We start from the raw sequence: 16,544 nt of genomic DNA, 5'->3' as shown, positions 1-16,544 counted from the left end.
CAGATGAGCCTTGTTCTGAGGCCGGGTCTCGTCCGTTGAGACCCGACCCTTTATTCTTCCCGATCATTCTCCGCCTCGCCATTGCGACCCTTGTTTTCGTTGGCGATGATGTGCTCCCGCCTGCGCTCTTCAAGCCGCGAACGTTGGCGAAGGCTCACGCTGGGGAGATTGAATTTCGTAACCAGACGATTGGTGAACGGGACACCGGAAAGACTGGCAAGGCGGACGGTACTCTGCGAAAGACGAACCGTGGTACGCGTACCGTACCCGAGTTTCATCTTCCTTCTGCCGTCACAGCAGATCCAACCGTCGGTCAGCGAGTCGTCAATCAGATCGACGCTGAACCGAGAATGTTCGCTGATCACCATCGGACGCGTGAACAAGGCGTGGGCGGCCAATGGAATAAGCTGCAACGCCTTGACATCCGGCCAGATGATGGGGCCTCCGGCGGAAAAAGCGTAAGCGGTCGAACCAGTCGGCGTCGAAATGATTACGCCATCGCAACTGAACGAGCTGGCCTCCACCTCATCGACCCCGACAGACAGCTCGATCATGTGGTCGCGATCGGCTTGCTGGATGATGATATCGTTCAGTGCCCAGTCGTTTACCGTCGCTTTGCCATCCGGAGAAGTCACACAAACCGAGGCAAGATTGCGTTCGTCTATCGAATAGTCGTGGTCGGCGACACGCGCGATGGCCTCGCTTAACTGGAAACTTTCGAATTCCGCAAGGAAACCGACATGGCCAAGATTGACGCCGAGGATGGGGACACCAGTATTGTGGACAAGTTCGGCCGCACCGAGAATCGTGCCGTCGCCACCCAACACCACCACGATTTCCGTGTCGCTGTCGACAATCGGCGAAGGTTCCCCGAATCTTGGCGGATCAAGGCTATCAACCACTTTTACGACGAAGCCGGCACGCCTAAGCTGTTCGACCGCCTCGCGCACCACCAGACTGGTCTCGCGGAGCCGGATATGAGTGACCACAACCGCACGTCGCCTAGCACCCATCGACTGCCTCTTTCCTGCATCAAATGATTCAAAAACGAATTCGTTGCTACCCATATCCTAACCGGACAGTATCTACAACATGAGCTTAGCGCAAGATGCACCGACGAAGGTGTGACATTGGCCATGGCTGCTTTCAAAACATCAAGCTGGCAAGCCGGGATTGCCAGCCGCAGACCATCGCAAAGCAAACGACTGACAACCAATAACTATTTCTAACATTTTGTATTATCAAGGAATCTTGAACTTTCCCTTATTTTCTTGATTCGATTTCCCAATAACCGGTTTTTCCGGTAATACCGAAAGTGAACCATCCAACCGAGGTGGATCGAACGGCCGGAAAGAAGGCGGGATGAACCTTAATACCTTCAGCAATTACATTTCGCGCGGCAATTATGACGTCCTCATCTCGCATGGGAATGCCGCGCTTTCTCCTGATGTCACCTTCGACACGCTTGTGATAAAAGGCATTCTTCAGACCACTTGCTGCAGAGGACGGCGAATCATCATCGACGGAGGAATGCTGAACGCTTCGGGTGGCATAGCCACCGCCCTGCTTTCAGGTCATGGCTGTGTTACCGCTGGCAAATCGATCGAGGCGACCGCAATCACTTTCATCGGTGAGCTGTCGACAGCCTACACGCTTAAAGCGAACCATTGCGTCCAAGTCAATGGTGTACTCAGCGCCAAATCCCTTACGACAAAGCATGCGACAATCGTCGGTCATATCGACATCGGACAGTCTGCGCAAATCCACAATCTCGAAGTGATGCCAATGCACACGGCGATGTTCGAACGATTCGGAATGAACAAGTATCTTAAAGCAAACAGCATCGAACAAATCGTCGCCGATAATGTAACACTGTCCAATACCATCTGCCGCACCATAGACGCCGATGCGATCTCGCTTTCTCACCATACACAGGTCCGTAAAGCGATATACAGCAAAGAACTCAAATTCGACAGAACCTCAAACGTCACTGTTATCGAACATCGCAGATCGGAGGATACGGATGATGGCATTCAACGCAAGGTGGCGTAAAGCAGATATTCCTCGTTGCCATGAGTCCCCTCAATCGGAGAGGGGCAGGTCGACATGACGTTGAGCCCATTGGCTCGTGCACATTCGCAGACCGTTTCCAGCGCACGTTGGCGCAACACGGGATCGTCGACCACACCGTTTTTGCCAAGATGACCTTTGCCGACTTCGAATTGGGGTTTGACCAGAAGCACGATATCGGCCGGATTCGCGGCTACTTTTGCAATGATCGGGATCACGTAGGCCAGTGAGATGAATGACACATCGGAAACGACCAGAGAAGGGCGGTACGGCAAATCGGCGGCTTCGACATCACGGATGTTGATGCCGCTCATCTCGATGATACGTGAATCGCTGGCGATACGAGGGTCGAGCTGGCCATGGCCGACATCAAGGGCGATGACCTTTGCCGCATTGCCCCTGAGCAGTACGTCGCAGAAGCCGCCAGTAGAGGCACCGATATCCAGGCAGTGTCGGCCTTTCGGGGATGGCAGGCCGACGTCGGCGAATCGTTCAAAGGCTCCGAGCAGTTTGTAGGCTCCCCTGGAAACGTAGTCGTCGCCGATGTCGACTGAAACGTTCACGTCAGTATCTACCGGCATGGAAGGTTTGGTCGCCGGTTGACCGTCGACGCGTACTTTGCCGGAACGGATGAGGCGTTGCGCCTGGGTACGGCTATGGGACAGACCGGTAGAAGCCATATAGGCGTCCAGACGCATACTTTTTTCACATCCTTCTATGACCACAGGCCTACTACCGACTATCCAAATCTTTGCGAAGCGTTCCCAAGACACTGCGGAATGCTTCTATCTTCTGCTCATCATCCATGCCAGAAAGCCTGTCAAGCTGTGGATAGCGTTGCCTCAGACTCTCGAAAGAGGACTCATGACGGCGTTCAGCATTGCCGGAATCGTCATCGTGCTGAATACCGTCATATTCAGATGCCATGATCAGTCCTCGAAAAGCCTGAAATCAGGAAGCTTCAGTTCTGAAACATTGGCCTTTCCCTCGTCAGTGAGATTCCAGAGCAAAGCGCACGCCGCACGCAACGCGTTGATGTCGCTCGAATCGCTGACACGAACCTCGTTACCCTGCAATTGTGCCGTCGCGTTCTGGCATGTCCACTGCGTTTTCGAGACCTGAAGCGTTGCCGGCATGGCCGAGTGCAGATCACGAAGGTCACGGGAAATATAAGTGGGACGCAGGTGCGGCTCAGCCAACATCAGCTGCCTGGGATCGGCCACGCCGGTGAGCACCACCAGCGAGTCATAGCCGCCACGGTTGCCCGCCTCTATGTCGGTGTCAAGCCTGTCACCGATGGCAAGGCAACGGTCTTTAGGCACCAAAGTGGTGCCGTCGTGTGAGGCCAGGAGCCGCGCCTCGTCATACATCGCTGATTCGGGCTTACCGGCGGAGGCCACAGGTTCAACACCCGTAGCGGTGATGACGGCACGAATAAGCGATCCACAACCGGGAGCAATACCGAGCTCCCGTGGAATCGTAAGGTCACGGTTGGTCACAAAATACTGCGCGCCACGTTCGATGGCGTAGGCGGCATTGGCGAGCTCCTGCCAAGTGACTTCGGGATACCAACCCTGCACCACGGCGACAGGATCGTCCTCGACATGATCGACGATGACGAGCCCCTGCTTTTCCAATTCCTCGCGCAGATGCCCTGCGCCGACCATGAATACTTTGGCACCTTTCGGCACAGCCCTGGCCACCATACGGGCGGCAACCACCGATGAGGTGATGATCTGCCAAGGCTCGACCTCAAGGCCAAAGCCATTGAGCTGATCAGCCACGGTCTGCTGGTAGCGCGAGGAATTGTTGGTGGTGTATTCCACCGTCATTCCGGCGTTCTGGGCTTTCGTTATGGATTCGCTGGCATGATTCACCGGATTCTTGCCACGATAGACCACACCATCAAGATCAAGCAAAGCCAAACCATAGGCCTGTTCAATCGGTTGTTCGGTTGCCTTAAGCACTGTTTCTCCTATTCCTCCTCGTCGGACTCGTCTTTTTCGTCGGCGATCTCCTGCTCTACAGCAGGGTCGTCGGAATGCTCCGCGCCTTCCGTGGTTTCCTCGGCCGGCAACTCGTTCTCATCGTCGTCCGAATCCCCTTCGGTTTGTGCCTCATCGTCTTCTCCGACTTCGCCTTGGCCGTCTTGCTCAGCAACGGAATCAGCGGATTCGTCCGGTTTGCCGGACTCGTCGACGACTTCCATGCTATCGGCGTTTTCCTTGGCAGTGGCTTCGGCACTTTCCTTGGCTTCCGGGGTCTGCGGGTCAAGCGCTGACTCGGACTGGTCGTCGAGATCGGCGTCCGTATCCAATTCGGCTCCTGCCGCTTCATCGGAATCGGCTTCCTCGGCCTCGTCCGCGTCATCCGAATTACCGCCATCGGCATTATCCGAGCCTTCGGACCGGTCAGATTCCTCAGAATCGGAGGAATCCTCAGTGTGATCGTAGTCCTCGTCATCTTCGTACGGATCGGGCGCATACTGCGCATCGTCTTCGGTGATTCCAAGCTCTTCCATCATGTCATCCGGCAGACGCTCGAGGTCGTAGTCAATGACGACTTCATCACCATCTTCATCATCCTCGTCCTCGTCGGCGTACTTGTTTTCAAGCGCCTCGATGGGCGTATCAAGATCGGCGGCCTCGTCCCCGCGTCCCCCTTCTTCAAGGAAATACTGTTCGGCCTGCAGCGCGCGCATACGGTAGGCGCCGGGAAGACCCTTGGTATCCGCAAGCTTACTGACCACGTCAACGGCCTTGTCCCACAATCCCAGATCACCAAGCGCACCGGCGTAGACGAGGAACATCTCGGCCTTCGATTCGCCCGTGAGCGCCTTGGCATCGTCGGACATGGCCATTTCGATGGCACGTTTGGGATTGCCGAGCCCGCGTTCGCAGTCGGCGATGAACGGCAGATAGTCATTGTAGCCGTTCATGCGGTGAGCGGTGCGGAATTCCTTCAGCGCGGTCTTATAATCGCCCTGACGGTAGGCGATGAACGCCAGCGTTTCACGCGAGAAATCGATACGGGAAGCCTGGCGCGCCACCCATTCGGCGTGGTCGCGCGCAGCCTCGGGATCGCTTTCCTCAAGCGAATAGGCAGCAAGGATATGCAGGCCGATGTTTTCGGCGTGCTCCTTGGAAAGCCCCCTCAGACGTTCCTTCTCATCCTTGGAAAGCATCGACCACTCCATGCCCTTGGGCATGCGTGGCTCGCCAGGGCGGCGATCGGTATACGGGTTCTGCGAGGGGAACGAGACCGTGCCGTCGGAATTGCGACGCGGACCATCGTGCATGTATTGGTCACGGCCGTCATTGTGGAAACCGCCACGGCGGTCATCACGACGATCGTTTCCACGATCGTTGTAGTTCTTCCTGTAGCCTCCTCGTTCGCCGTCACGATGCTCGTCACGGCGGAAGTCACGACGGTCGTTACCACGGGAGTTGTATCCGCCACGACGGTCATCGCTGCGACGGAAGTCACGCCTGTCGCCGTCACGATAGTCATTGCCGCGGTATCCACCACGCCGGTCGTCATCATGACCGCGATAGCCGCCGCGCCGATCGTCATCGTGTCCGCGATAGCCGCCATTGCCTCGGTAGCCGCCACGATGGTCATCATTGCGATGGAAGTCCCTACGATCGTCTCCCCCTCGATAGCCTCCACGTCGATCGTCGTCATGTCGGAATCCACCCTTGTGGAAATCGCGACGATCCCCATCCTTGTGGAAGTCACGACGGTCGTCACGATGGAAGTCCCTGCGTTCACCGTCGCGGTAGTTGTCCCTACGGTCATTGCCGCCGCGGTATCCGCCGCGTTCGCCGTCACGGTGTCCGTCGTTGCCGCGATAGCCGCCGCGCCGGTCGTCGTCATGCCCACGGTAACCGCCATTGCCTCGGTAGCCGCCACGATGGTCATCATTGCGATGGAAGTCCCTACGGTCATTCCCCCCGCGATAGCCTCCGCGACGATCGTCATCACGGCGGAAGTCGCGACGCTCGCCGTCGTTGTGCCCGCGATAGCCGCCGCTGCGTTCGCCATCACGACGATCGTCACGGTGAAAGTCGCGTTGTCCACCATTACCGCGGTAACCTCCGCGCCGGTCGTCATCATGGCCACGGTAACCGCCGTGGCCGCCCTTGTGGAACCCTCCGCCTCGATTGTTGCCGTGGAAGCCGCCGTGACCCCGATAGCCGCCACCTGAACGGGACGAACCGTGACCGTATGAATTGCCGTCGCGGTTACCGCGCTGTTCTTCTGCCATATGCCTATACCTTTTGCTTGATTCTGGACCTCACGTTTCTGTAGCGAACGCAACGATCCCAAATATTAACTTTTTGAAATAAATTCTAATCAGATGGACGAAAGCTTGCTGTCAGCCAAGTTCCACGGCGCCAATCGCTTTTTTGCCGCGACGAATCAATGCAAAATGATCGGTAAGGAAATCATCGCCGGTCAGTTCCTGATTCTGATCCTCGACGCGCACGTTGTTGACATAGACGCCACCGGATTTGATGGTCTTGCGCGCCTCGGAAATCGATTTGAAAAGCCCTGCGGTAACGGCCGCCTGGGCGATGCGTTCGCCGATGACTGCCTTGGCGAAGACCTTCTCGCCCTCCTCGTTTTCGATCTTGAGCCCTTCGATGGAGGATTCAAGCATGTCGGAACTGATGGTTTTCAAATCGCCGCCGCGGCCGAACAGTGCGGAAGCCGCATCAAGCGCCTCCTGCGTGACCTTTTCGCCGTGCACAAAACTGGTGACTTCCCATGCCAACGCCTTCTGCGCCTCGCGAGCACCGGGGTTGACCTCGGCCTCATGGGCGAGCCGCTCGATCTCGTCCTTGGGCAGGAAGGTAAAGGCCTTTAGAAGCTTCAGCATCTCGCCGTCGGGCTGGTTGAACCAGAATTGATAGAACTTGTAGGGGCTGAGCATCGTCGGATCGAGCCAGACGGCGTTGCCTTCGGACTTGCCGAATTTCTTGCCCTGGCTGTCGGTGATGATCGGGCTGGTGAACACGTTCACGCTCTCGCCGCGTACCTTGCGGATAAGGTCGAGGCCACTGGTGAGGTTGCCCCACTGGTCGGAGCCACCGAGCTCCAAGGTGCAGTTGTATTCATCATACAGATGCAAGAAATCATTGCCCTGTAGCACCTGATAGCTGAATTCGGTGAAAGAGATGCCTTCGTCGGATTTAAGCCTTCTGGCCACCGTGTCTTTGGCGAGCATGGTGCCCATACGGAAATTCTTGCCGACGTCGCGCAGGAAGTCGATGACGGACATCTGCGCGGTCCAGTCGTAGTTGGAAACAAAACGCACCGGGTTATCGCCATTGGTGACAAGAATCGTGCCGATCTGCTTTTTAAGCCTGCGTGCCCAGCCTTCGACAACATCCTTGGGATTCAAGGTACGCTCGCCGCTCTGGCGCGGATCACCGATCAGTCCGGTGGCACCGCCCACCAACGCAATGGGATGGTGACCCGCTTCCTGCAAGTGCCGCATGTTGATCAGCTGCACGAGATTGCCGATGTGCAGCGAAGCCGCGGTGGGGTCGAAACCGCAATAATAGGTGATCGGCCCGCCGTTCAATGCCTTGGCGAGCTGATCCCGGTCCGTGGACTGGGAAATCAACCCGCGCCAGTTCAATTCATCGAAGAGGGAGTCGAATCCCGCTTCCTTGAAATTGGTGACGTGAGCCATAACCGTATTCCCCTATTCTTTTGTAGCTGAACAACCGGAGCCGAACGACTCCATAACCAATCTATTTTCACAGAAGATAGCGACACCGCAATGTCGCTTCGATTGTGGAATTTGTCTGATGCGGACCCGACCGAATTGCAAACCCCGCTGACGTTTGTAAAAGTAAAGTCACCAGCCGAAATGGAGAAATCCCAAAGTGATGCCAACATCAAGAAAACCGAACGGTCACCTAAGCAACAAACTGTTGGGTGAATGAGACTCCAAGCTTGGCAATCACGCCATCGACCATGTACTGATAGCCCTGCGCACTGGGATGGAAATGATCGGGCGAGAAGAAGTCGGGCGCGTCGGCATGCACGTTTTCGTGGATCATGTCCACGTAGGTCGCGTGATGTTCGGAGCAGACCTCTTTGCTCACCGCCGCCTGCCCGTCCATCTCGCGTTCGAGCGCACGACGCAAGGCACGCCCCAACGAAGGTTCATGCTGCATCTGGCCTGGGCTCAGCACGACGATATGATTGCTCAGGGGCTTGGCCTCTTCAAGTACGGCGGCAAGGTCGTCACGCCATTCTTCGAGTGTGCGGTTGGCCATGATATCGTTGGACCCGGCGCAAATTATCAGGATATCAAATTTCTTGTCTAATTTGAGCACTTCGGGAAGCAGGCGATAACGCACGCGGCGCATGGTGGCACCGAGCTTGCCAAGTGCTTGCCAAGCGACATCGCGACGAAATTCCTTGGCAAATCCCTCGGCGATGTCGGGAATCAAGCCTTCCTGCTGGTCCTGTGTGCCGCATCCGGCAACCATGGAATCGCCGACAGCACATAGTGTCAACGCCGAAGCCGCTTCGGCTCCCGATCCTTCGAACTTCTTGATTCCCGAAGGTTCTCCTGCAGGGGGCTCGGCCAGATGAATCGTGTGTTTGGCCCAGATCGCCTCAATGGTCGCGACCGGGGTCTTGATGCCCAATGTCATGCTTCGTGTCTCCTTATGCAAACTCAACATACCCCAAGGGTATTGACACATAAGACGCCTGAACGAAAGCGGCGGGAAGATCTCATCGACACCGACGCCCCATGAAAAACCGTAAATCGAAACCGGCTTCGACGGTGTCTCCACGAATCACATCGCGTTCGTCGCCCCAAGCAGGACCAGTGCGATGACGATGATCAGATTGCCCACGAGCGCAACATTTCGCGGCTTGCGGTGCCCCTTCCACTCGCCGTCCACAAATCCCCAGATGTTGGCGACGATCAGCGCCAGTCCGTTGAACATGACCCAGCCGATGACCGGACCGAGACGACCCAGCATGGAGACCGCGAAACCGTAGAGGCCCATGGCCGCGAACCAGACGAAAGAGGTGAGCAGAACCTTGCCGTAGGCGATGCCGCAACCCGGCTTGACATAGTCCTTGTAGGTCTTGTTGCGAATGAGTTTGTACAGCGCGTAACCGAAGTTCGAAAGGAACCCGCCAAAGAACACAACAACCCATCCCAAAAGCGTGGCATACATCGGCTTGACTCCCCCGGACACGGCCAGATCGATCGGGGTCTTCGATAGGGTCGCGCCGATATTGACGGCGGCGGAACCGGCGCCGGAGGCCAATGCCATGATGAAACCGACCATGAACTTCGAGTTCTTGCCAGATCGGGCTCCTTCGGCCTTTTGCAACTCGGCCTGCTTCATTCGGGAGCTTTTCATGAATCCCGCCTTGGAAAGCACCACCACGCCGGCAATCAGAACCGCCTGGCCTGCAAGGATCGCAATGAAGGTCGCCGTTTTCGGATACGCGTGCAAGACAACCATCGGAACAAGGGAACCGAGAAGATTCGAAAGGGCCATATTGATACCGGTGACCAGCGATACGCCGATATCATCGATGGCGAGGCTGTACCAGATGGCGCTCACACCCCAGAAGAACCCGGCGGCGACACCACCGATGAGCATCTGCCATGGGGTCTGGCTCAGATAATGGAAATAGTCCTTGCCAATCCAGATGAAGGCCCAGATATTGGGCATGAGCAGTACGCCGATGACCGAGAACAGCGCCCAGAACGCTTCCCAGGAAAACGGCTTGTATTTCTTAAAGCAGATTCCAAAGCTTCCCTGGAACAACGTAGCCAGAAGAAGCACACCAAATGCAGCAACCATGAATAGATTTGTCTTTCGTGAAAACCAATAAACAGGCGAGAGGGACAAGCTTTCCCGCTTGTATTTGAATGACGATTTTTGATATATGTTAATAATTTCCGATAATGCAGGGCAGCCTGAATCTTCGCGAACCAGGTCTTGCGACCCGGCCGGAATTCCATATTGCCTTGCAACGGAGATACAAAATCGCAGACAACAGCCCTGGTTTGACCTGCTGTCCGCGATTGCATCCGGCATGGCATCCCTACGCCGTGTCGATTATCGCCATCAAACTATAACACTCGAAAAACGATATGACGTGCGACAAATGGTACGGATTTTACTTATTTTCAGCCACAAAAGCTGGCCCATCACTGCTGGAATCGGCGAATTGGCGCGCTTTATCGGCAGCACGCCTGGCTTCAGCGATCTGTTCACGCACACGTACAGGCGCAGTGCCGCCTTTGCCGTCACGCTGATCGACAGAGCCTTCCACGGAAAGCACCTTACGCACTTGCGGGGCCACATCCGCCGGAAGGAAATCTTTGAATACTGTGACGAAATCGTCATCGCTCAAATCCCACAATTCGACGCCACGGCCTTCCGCCATTTTCACACAGGCTCCCGAAAGCTCGTGGGCATGGCGGAACGGGACGCCTTGCTTGACCAGCCATTCGGCGATGTCGGTGGCCAGCGCGAAACCGGTCGGAGCCTGGGCCTTGAGCCGGTCGAGGTCGAAGACCATGGTGCGGACCATGCCGGCGAACGCGGGCAGCAGGGTTTCCAGCGTGTCGATCTGATCGAAGACGGCTTCCTTGTCTTCCTGCAAATCGCGTGCATAGGCGGTCGGCAGCCCCTTAAGGGTGGCCATCAAGCCGGTCAGGTCGCCGATAAGACGGCCGGACTTGCCACGCGTCAACTCGGCAATATCCGGGTTCTTCTTCTGCGGCATAATCGAGGAGCCGGTGGAATAGGCGTCGTCGAGACGGACGAAGGCGAACTCCTGGGTGTTCCAGATGATGATTTCCTCGGAGAGCCTGCTCAGATCAACGCCGATCATCGCGGCAATGAACGAGAATTCGGCCACCAAATCACGGCTAGCTGTGCCATCGATCGAATTGGCGGTCACGCGCGAGAAACCGAGCTCATGCGCCACGGCCTCAGGGTCAAGACCAAGCGTATTGCCGGCCAGCGCGCCAGAACCGTATGGGCTTTCATCCATGCGCTTGTCCCAATCCGATAATCTGTCGACATCGCGCAGCAGCGGCCAGACATGGGCCATCAGCTGGTGGGCGAGCAGCACCGGCTGGGCATGTTGCATGTGCGTACGCCCCGGCATCACCGCTTCCCCGGCCTTCTGCGCCTGCCCGATCAGCGCATCGACCACGCCGAGCACCAAACCGGCGACCGTGCGCGCATGGCGACGCAGCCACATGCGGATGAGGCAGGCGATCTGGTCGTTGCGGGAACGTCCGGCACGCAGCTTGCCACCGAGCTCGTCTCCCGCGATTTCCAACAATCCGCGTTCCAGCGCCGTGGCCTCGTCCTCGTCGTCTTCGACAGGCGTGAACTGGCCCGAATCCACCATCTGCTGCAGTTTGTTCAGCGCCTCTTCCATACGCTTAAGTTCATCGTCGGTCAGCAAACCCGCCTTGCCGAGCGCCCGTGCATGAGCCCGGGACCCGGCGATATCATCGTCTGCAAGCCGCCAATCGAACTGCGTGGACTTGGAAAGCCTCGCCAACTCCGGCGAAGGCCCGGACTTGAACCGCCCGCCCCACAGCGCCAAATGCTCATTCCCTTTATTATCCTGCTCCGTCATCCTCATTCCCTTCATTCTGCAACAAACTAGTCTTTGAGTAAAGCTAACTGTGCGGAGGTCCGGGGATATACGTTGTTCCGGACGCTCCTGGCTGTGCCGTTAAGCAGTAAGTCCTGTGGACTTACTGTAGGCGCAGTGAACGCGATACTTGAGCGCGAAGGCAAAATCTCTGATTTCGCCGGCCGTGTCTTACGCCGTAACAACGCATATCCCCGGACCTCAATCACGACTGTAAAAACCAATGCCCATAATTCAGATTTACTCAACATGAGTCAAAGGAGGGATTGGGATATGCGATGTCCGACCGTAAAGACTTGGCCAGAGCGGCCTGGAGCGTGTCGGACATTGTATATCCCAATCCCTCCCCCACAGTTAATAACCTGAAAAATGAGGATTGTTAAACAGTGTTTTCGATATAGTAAAACTAACTATTCGACGGAGTTGTCCGGGACCTCGATGCCGTTGCCGAACTTGACGTCGCGGGCAGCGGCGACCTTGTCGGGCAGGCCGTAGATCGAGATGAAGCCGTTGGAGGCATTCTGGTCGTAGGTGTCGCCCGAATCGTAGGTGGCGAGCTTGTAGTCGTAGAGCGAGGAATCGCTGCGACGGCCGGTGACCACGGCACGGCCTCCGTGCATGACCATGCGGATCTCGCCGGAAACGTAGCGCTGCGTGTCTTCGATGAAGGCGTTCAGCGAGCGGACCGCGGGCGAGAACCATTGCGCGTCGTAGACCAGCTCGGCCCAGCGCTTGTCGATGTCGCGCTTGATGCGGTGCTGCTCGCGTTCGAGGCAGCAGTTCTCGAGTTCCTCGTGCGCGGCGATCAGCGCCACGGCACCCGGTGCTTCGTAGAGTTCGCGGGACTTGATACCGACGAGACGGTCTTCGATCAGGTCGATGCGGCCGATGCCCTGGGCTCCGGCGCGACGGTTCATCTCTTCGATGGCCTGCAGCGGGGTGACTTCCTTGCCGTCAATCTTGACGGGAACGCCCTGCTTGAATTCGATGACAACCTCATCCTCGACCGGCGGGAAGGCCGGATCGTCGGTGTAGGTATAGCAGTCCTTGGTCGGCCCGTTCCACGGATCCTCGAGGAAGCCGGTCTCGATGGCACGACCCCAAACGTTCTGGTCGATGGAATACGGGCTCTTCTCGGTCTGCGTGATCGGCAGCTTATGGTCCTTGGCGAACTGGATCTCGACGTCACGGGTCAGCGAAAGGTCACGAATCGGGCTGATGGCCTTCAAGTTCGGGTCGATGGAGGCGATGGAGACCTCGAAACGGACCTGATCATTGCCCTTGCCGGTGCAGCCATGCGAGATGGTGTCCGCGCCGAACTGATGGGCGGCCCGGACGAGGTGCTTGGAAATCAACGGACGTGAAATGGCGGAAACCAGCGGATAGACGCCTTCGTACTTGGCATTGGCCTTCAGTGCCAGCATGCAGTATTCCTTGGCGAACTCCTCGCGGGCGTCGACGACATACGCCTCGACGGCGCCGCAAGCCAACGCGCGCTGGCGGATGGTCTCAAGGCTTTCGCCCCCCTGGCCGACATCAAGGGAAACAGCGACGACATCCTTGCCGGTGCGCTCCTTCAGATACGGAATGGCCACAGAGGTATCGAGACCCCCGGAATACGCCAGTACGATGCGGTTCTTATCGCTCATGACAACCCTTTCTTCAAGAATTTATACACTAATATATACACTCTTCTGTATACATATTCAATCAGATCACCAAAGTGTCCGAATTTCGAGACCGGCAACTTGAAAACACTACTTTCTACCGTTATTTTCTGGAGGTACCCTGTCCGCGCGAGACGATGTCGAGCAGCCATTGCATACGCCCGATGGCCGCGTCATCGTCGCTGCACACCAACAGCACCGTGTCGTCGCCGGCGACGGTTCCCAGGATCCCGTCAATGGGTTGCTTGTCAATGACGCTGGCCATGTATTGCGCCGCACCAGAGGGGGTGTGCACGATGACCAGATTGCGCGCCGCCGCTGCAGAAGTGATCAGACCGGAAAGGCCACGCGAAAGCTGCTGGTCTATTTTCTCGGCAGTGACATCGTCGAATTCCGGCTCCACTCCCAGCGTATAGGCCATTTCCCCGCTTTTGAGTCTGGTCTTCACGGCTTTCATCTCGTCGAGATCGCGGCTCAACGTCGCCTGGGTGACCTCGATGCCGCGTTCGGCAAGCAGGTCGAGAAGCTGGCCTTGTGAGGAAACGACCGAATTCGTCAGCAGCTCCTCAATGACGCTCAGACGGGCGGTTCTGTTGGTCGGATGTTGGAGTTTGGTTTCCGTCTCCTGCCCTTCTTTCATTATCCCGGCCGAATCGGCGGAATCATGTCGATTACCAACTGTGTTTGTCATATCGGCAGTGCCTGTAATATCGCTATCCTGTGAATCGTTCATCGAAGCAGATCCTTGTCGTCTCGTTGCATACCGATCAGCCAAGTCAGTAAGGCCTTCTGGGCGTGCAGCCGATTTTCGGCCTCATCCCACACCACCGATTGCGGCCCGTCGATCACCGACGCGGTGACCTCTTTGCCGCGATAGGCCGGCAGGCAATGCTGGAAGAGCGCGTCGGGTTTGGCGAGTCTCATCAACTCGTCGTTGACCTGATAGTCCCAAAACGGCTTGGACCGCACACCGTATTCGCTTTCCTCACCCATCGATACCCAAGTGTCGGTGAAGATGCAGTCGGCATCGGCCACGGCCTCACGCGGGTCGGTGGTCACCAAAATCGAGCCACCGTTGTGCGCAGCGATCCGTTCGGCATCGGCGACGATCTGCTTGTCGGGAAGGAACCCTTCGGGGCCACTGACACACACGTCCATGCCCGCCGTCGCACCGCCCAACAGATAAGAGTTGGACATGTTGTTGGCCGCATCGCCCAGATAGGCGATTTTCTGGCCGGCAAGAGCGTCGACTCCCCCGCGGTGCTGCGCGATGGTGAGGAAATCGGCGAGGATCTGGCAGGGATGGAACTGGTCGGTCAAGGCGTTGACTACGGGTACCGTGGCAAATTTTGCCATCGTTTCCACACGATCCTGACCGAAGGTGCGCCAGACGATGGCGCTGGTCATGCGGGTCAGGACACGGGCGGTGTCCTCGACAGGTTCGCCACGGCCTAGTTGAGAACCGGACTTGTCGATGACCAATGGGTAACCACCAAGTTCAGCGACACCCACTGAGAAGCTGGAGCGGGTACGGGTGCTGGGTTTGTCGAAAATGACCGCAACACCCTGCGGTCCTTCAAAAGGACGATGGTAGTAGCGATTTTTCCAGAATTTCATACCCAGTTCGAGAATTTCCTTCTGTTCCTCGTGGCTTACGTCGTCGTCGCGCAGCATATGCCGTAGCGCACCTGCCATAACCGTCTCCTTTTACTGATTTGACCTTATAAAATATACCGCATAAACAAAAAATTATTCGAATTCTATCCACATGTTGGTATATATGCTATACAATTATCAAGATAGAATACTCTTTGTCGGAACCAATTTCAGTCGTCAGACAAATCGGCGGGGATTCCGGCGAGAATCGAAACCGCCTGATCGACGTCTGCAGCGCCGACAATCAGCGGCGGGGCAAGCCGAAGCGCATCAGGCGCGACCGCATTGACGATGAGCCCGTGATCCAATGCCCAGTTCATCGCGGCATGCGAGCAGGGATGGGCAAGTTGGATGGCATTGAGCAATCCGCGTCCTCGCACGGAAACGAACAGCGGATTGCCGCAGGCCGTGATGGCCTCACGCAGCTGTCGGCCACGCGATTCGGCATTGGCCACCAGCCCTTCCTCTTCGATGGTCTGCAACGTCGTCAATCCGGCCGTTGTAGCCAATGGGCCACCAGCGAACGTGGATCCGTGAAGTCCTGGCGAAAAGAGGGATGCCAACGGCTTGCCGAACGCGATCATGCCACCCATTGGGAACCCGCCGGCAACGCCTTTAGCGAACGTGATGATATCAGGGGTGATGCCGCCGGAAAGATCCTCGCGCTGGAAGGCGAACCATTTGCCGGTGCGCCCGATGCCGGTCTGCACCTCGTCGATGATCATCAACGCATCGTTGTTGTCGCAAATCCGGCGAACGCCCTTGACATATTCGGCATCGAGCGGACGCACACCGGCCTCGCCCTGGATGAGTTCGAGCATCACGCCCGCCACAGGACCGACACCGCCCTTGCGGGTTTGGTCGAATGCCGCCTGCATGGCATCAAGATCACCGGCTTCGACGAATTGAACCGCCGGAAGCAACGGATTGTAGGGCTCACGGATGGAAAGCTTCCAAGTGGCGCTCAAGGCACCCATGGTGCGGCCATGGAATCCTTGGGTCAGCGCGATGATTCGTGCGGGGGCGCCGCCTTGCTCAGGGTCTCCACCTGGAAGCGTCTTGCCATAAAGTCTGGCCATTTTCATCGCGGCCTCATTGCCTTCGGCTCCGGAATTGCCGAAATAGACGCGCGAGCCCTCAGGCGCCCCGGAAATCTCCAGCAGCTTTTCGGCCAGTCTAATTTGCGGAACAGAGGCGAAATAATTGCTGATATGCGCGACTTTCCCCGCCTGTTCGCTTACCGCCTTGACCCATTTGGGATGTGCATAGCCCAACGAATTGACGGCGATTCCCGCAAGGAAGTCCAGGTATTCGTTGCCGTCCACATCCCAGACATGCATGCCCTTGCCGTGATCCATCACCCGCAGCGGGGTGCCGAAAGCATGGGTGTGCACCTGTTCATATCGGGCTATCCATTCCTGGCTTTTGGGACCGATCGCCGTTGTCTGTTCTTGCTCGTTCATAAGACTTCCGCTTTCT

13 protein-coding genes and 1 pseudogene are annotated in these 16,544 nt (G+C 56.9%); 1 reads left to right on the top strand and 13 read right to left on the bottom strand.

Going from position 1 to position 16,544, the window contains the following annotated elements; all coding sequences use genetic code 11:
- Positions 1-50: 50 nt before the first annotated feature.
- Positions 51-1,013, bottom strand: coding sequence for an NAD kinase (locus PT275_RS02415; protein WP_277152016.1), 963 nt, complete (start codon positions 1,011-1,013; stop codon positions 51-53).
- A 349-nt stretch (positions 1,014-1,362) separates the two neighbouring features.
- Between PT275_RS02415 and PT275_RS02410 the strand changes: the two genes are divergently transcribed.
- Positions 1,363-2,052 (top strand): hypothetical protein, encoded by a 690-nt coding sequence (locus PT275_RS02410; protein ID WP_277152014.1) that lies wholly within the window; start codon positions 1,363-1,365, stop codon positions 2,050-2,052.
- Here the strand turns inward: PT275_RS02410 and PT275_RS02405 are convergent.
- From PT275_RS02405 to PT275_RS02350, 12 genes and pseudogenes are all read right to left on the bottom strand, one after another.
- A complete protein-coding gene (locus tag PT275_RS02405; RefSeq protein ID WP_277152012.1) occupies positions 2,034-2,768 on the bottom strand; it encodes a TlyA family RNA methyltransferase in 735 nt (244 codons plus the stop codon). The genes PT275_RS02410 and PT275_RS02405 overlap by 19 nt on opposite strands.
- A 34-nt stretch (positions 2,769-2,802) precedes the next feature.
- Positions 2,803-2,997 carry a hypothetical protein gene (locus PT275_RS02400; RefSeq protein WP_277152010.1) on the bottom strand — a complete coding sequence of 65 codons (195 nt, stop codon included), beginning with the start codon at positions 2,995-2,997 and terminating at the stop codon, positions 2,803-2,805.
- 2 nt (positions 2,998-2,999) lie between these two features.
- Positions 3,000-4,037, bottom strand: coding sequence for an HAD-IIA family hydrolase (locus tag PT275_RS02395; RefSeq protein WP_277152008.1), 1,038 nt, complete (start codon positions 4,035-4,037; stop codon positions 3,000-3,002).
- Positions 4,038-4,402: 365 nt separating this feature from the next.
- Positions 4,403-6,337: pseudogene (locus tag PT275_RS02390) on the bottom strand (helicase); the annotation flags it as partial.
- A gap of 111 nt (positions 6,338-6,448) precedes the next feature.
- Positions 6,449-7,771 carry a tyrosine--tRNA ligase gene (gene tyrS / locus PT275_RS02385; RefSeq protein WP_277152006.1) on the bottom strand — a complete coding sequence of 441 codons (1,323 nt, stop codon included), beginning with the start codon at positions 7,769-7,771 and terminating at the stop codon, positions 6,449-6,451.
- 229 nt (positions 7,772-8,000) lie between these two features.
- Positions 8,001-8,747 carry an SGNH/GDSL hydrolase family protein gene (locus PT275_RS02380; protein WP_277152004.1) on the bottom strand — a complete coding sequence of 249 codons (747 nt, stop codon included), beginning with the start codon at positions 8,745-8,747 and terminating at the stop codon, positions 8,001-8,003.
- Between the two features lie 147 nt (positions 8,748-8,894).
- Complete coding sequence (locus PT275_RS02375) at positions 8,895-9,923, bottom strand: L-rhamnose/proton symporter RhaT (RefSeq protein WP_277152001.1); 1,029 nt, start codon at positions 9,921-9,923, stop codon at positions 8,895-8,897.
- A gap of 319 nt (positions 9,924-10,242) precedes the next feature.
- On the bottom strand, positions 10,243-11,724 hold the full coding sequence (gene argH / locus PT275_RS02370) for an argininosuccinate lyase (protein WP_277151999.1): 1,482 nt from the start codon (positions 11,722-11,724) through the stop codon (positions 10,243-10,245).
- A gap of 428 nt (positions 11,725-12,152) precedes the next feature.
- Entirely contained in the window at positions 12,153-13,391 is a 1,239-nt protein-coding gene (locus tag PT275_RS02365; RefSeq protein WP_277151996.1) for an argininosuccinate synthase, read from the bottom strand.
- A gap of 121 nt (positions 13,392-13,512) precedes the next feature.
- Positions 13,513-14,049, bottom strand: a complete 537-nt coding sequence (gene argR, locus PT275_RS02360; protein WP_277153626.1) for an arginine repressor — start codon at positions 14,047-14,049, stop codon at positions 13,513-13,515.
- 89 nt (positions 14,050-14,138) lie between these two features.
- Complete coding sequence (argF, locus tag PT275_RS02355; RefSeq protein ID WP_277151993.1) at positions 14,139-15,104, bottom strand: ornithine carbamoyltransferase; 966 nt, start codon at positions 15,102-15,104, stop codon at positions 14,139-14,141.
- A 131-nt stretch (positions 15,105-15,235) separates the two neighbouring features.
- Complete coding sequence (locus PT275_RS02350; RefSeq protein WP_277151991.1) at positions 15,236-16,528, bottom strand: acetylornithine transaminase; 1,293 nt, start codon at positions 16,526-16,528, stop codon at positions 15,236-15,238.
- Between the last annotated feature and the right edge of the window lie 16 nt (positions 16,529-16,544).

Source organism: Bifidobacterium sp. ESL0745 (assembly GCF_029433335.1).
Classification (GTDB): Bacteria; Actinomycetota; Actinomycetes; order Actinomycetales; family Bifidobacteriaceae; genus Bifidobacterium.
This window is presented reverse-complemented; position numbering and strand designations above follow the sequence as displayed.

Excerpts from the sequence above, each read along its gene's own strand:
- PT275_RS02415 (WP_277152016.1), bottom strand. The coding sequence starts at position 1,013 with ATGGGTGCTAGGCGACGTGCGGTTGTGGTCACTCATATCCGGCTCCGC.
- PT275_RS02410 (WP_277152014.1), top strand. The coding sequence starts at position 1,363 with ATGAACCTTAATACCTTCAGCAATTACATTTCGCGCGGCAATTATGAC.
- PT275_RS02405 (WP_277152012.1), bottom strand. The coding sequence starts at position 2,768 with ATGCGTCTGGACGCCTATATGGCTTCTACCGGTCTGTCCCATAGCCGT.
- PT275_RS02400 (WP_277152010.1), bottom strand. The coding sequence starts at position 2,997 with ATGGCATCTGAATATGACGGTATTCAGCACGATGACGATTCCGGCAAT.
- tyrS (WP_277152006.1), bottom strand. The coding sequence starts at position 7,771 with ATGGCTCACGTCACCAATTTCAAGGAAGCGGGATTCGACTCCCTCTTC.
- PT275_RS02380 (WP_277152004.1), bottom strand. The coding sequence starts at position 8,747 with ATGACATTGGGCATCAAGACCCCGGTCGCGACCATTGAGGCGATCTGG.
- PT275_RS02375 (WP_277152001.1), bottom strand. The coding sequence starts at position 9,923 with ATGGTTGCTGCATTTGGTGTGCTTCTTCTGGCTACGTTGTTCCAGGGA.
- argH (WP_277151999.1), bottom strand. The coding sequence starts at position 11,724 with ATGACGGAGCAGGATAATAAAGGGAATGAGCATTTGGCGCTGTGGGGC.
- PT275_RS02365 (WP_277151996.1), bottom strand. The coding sequence starts at position 13,391 with ATGAGCGATAAGAACCGCATCGTACTGGCGTATTCCGGGGGTCTCGAT.
- argR (WP_277153626.1), bottom strand. The coding sequence starts at position 14,049 with ATGAAAGAAGGGCAGGAGACGGAAACCAAACTCCAACATCCGACCAAC.
- argF (WP_277151993.1), bottom strand. The coding sequence starts at position 15,104 with ATGGCAGGTGCGCTACGGCATATGCTGCGCGACGACGACGTAAGCCAC.
- PT275_RS02350 (WP_277151991.1), bottom strand. The coding sequence starts at position 16,528 with ATGAACGAGCAAGAACAGACAACGGCGATCGGTCCCAAAAGCCAGGAA.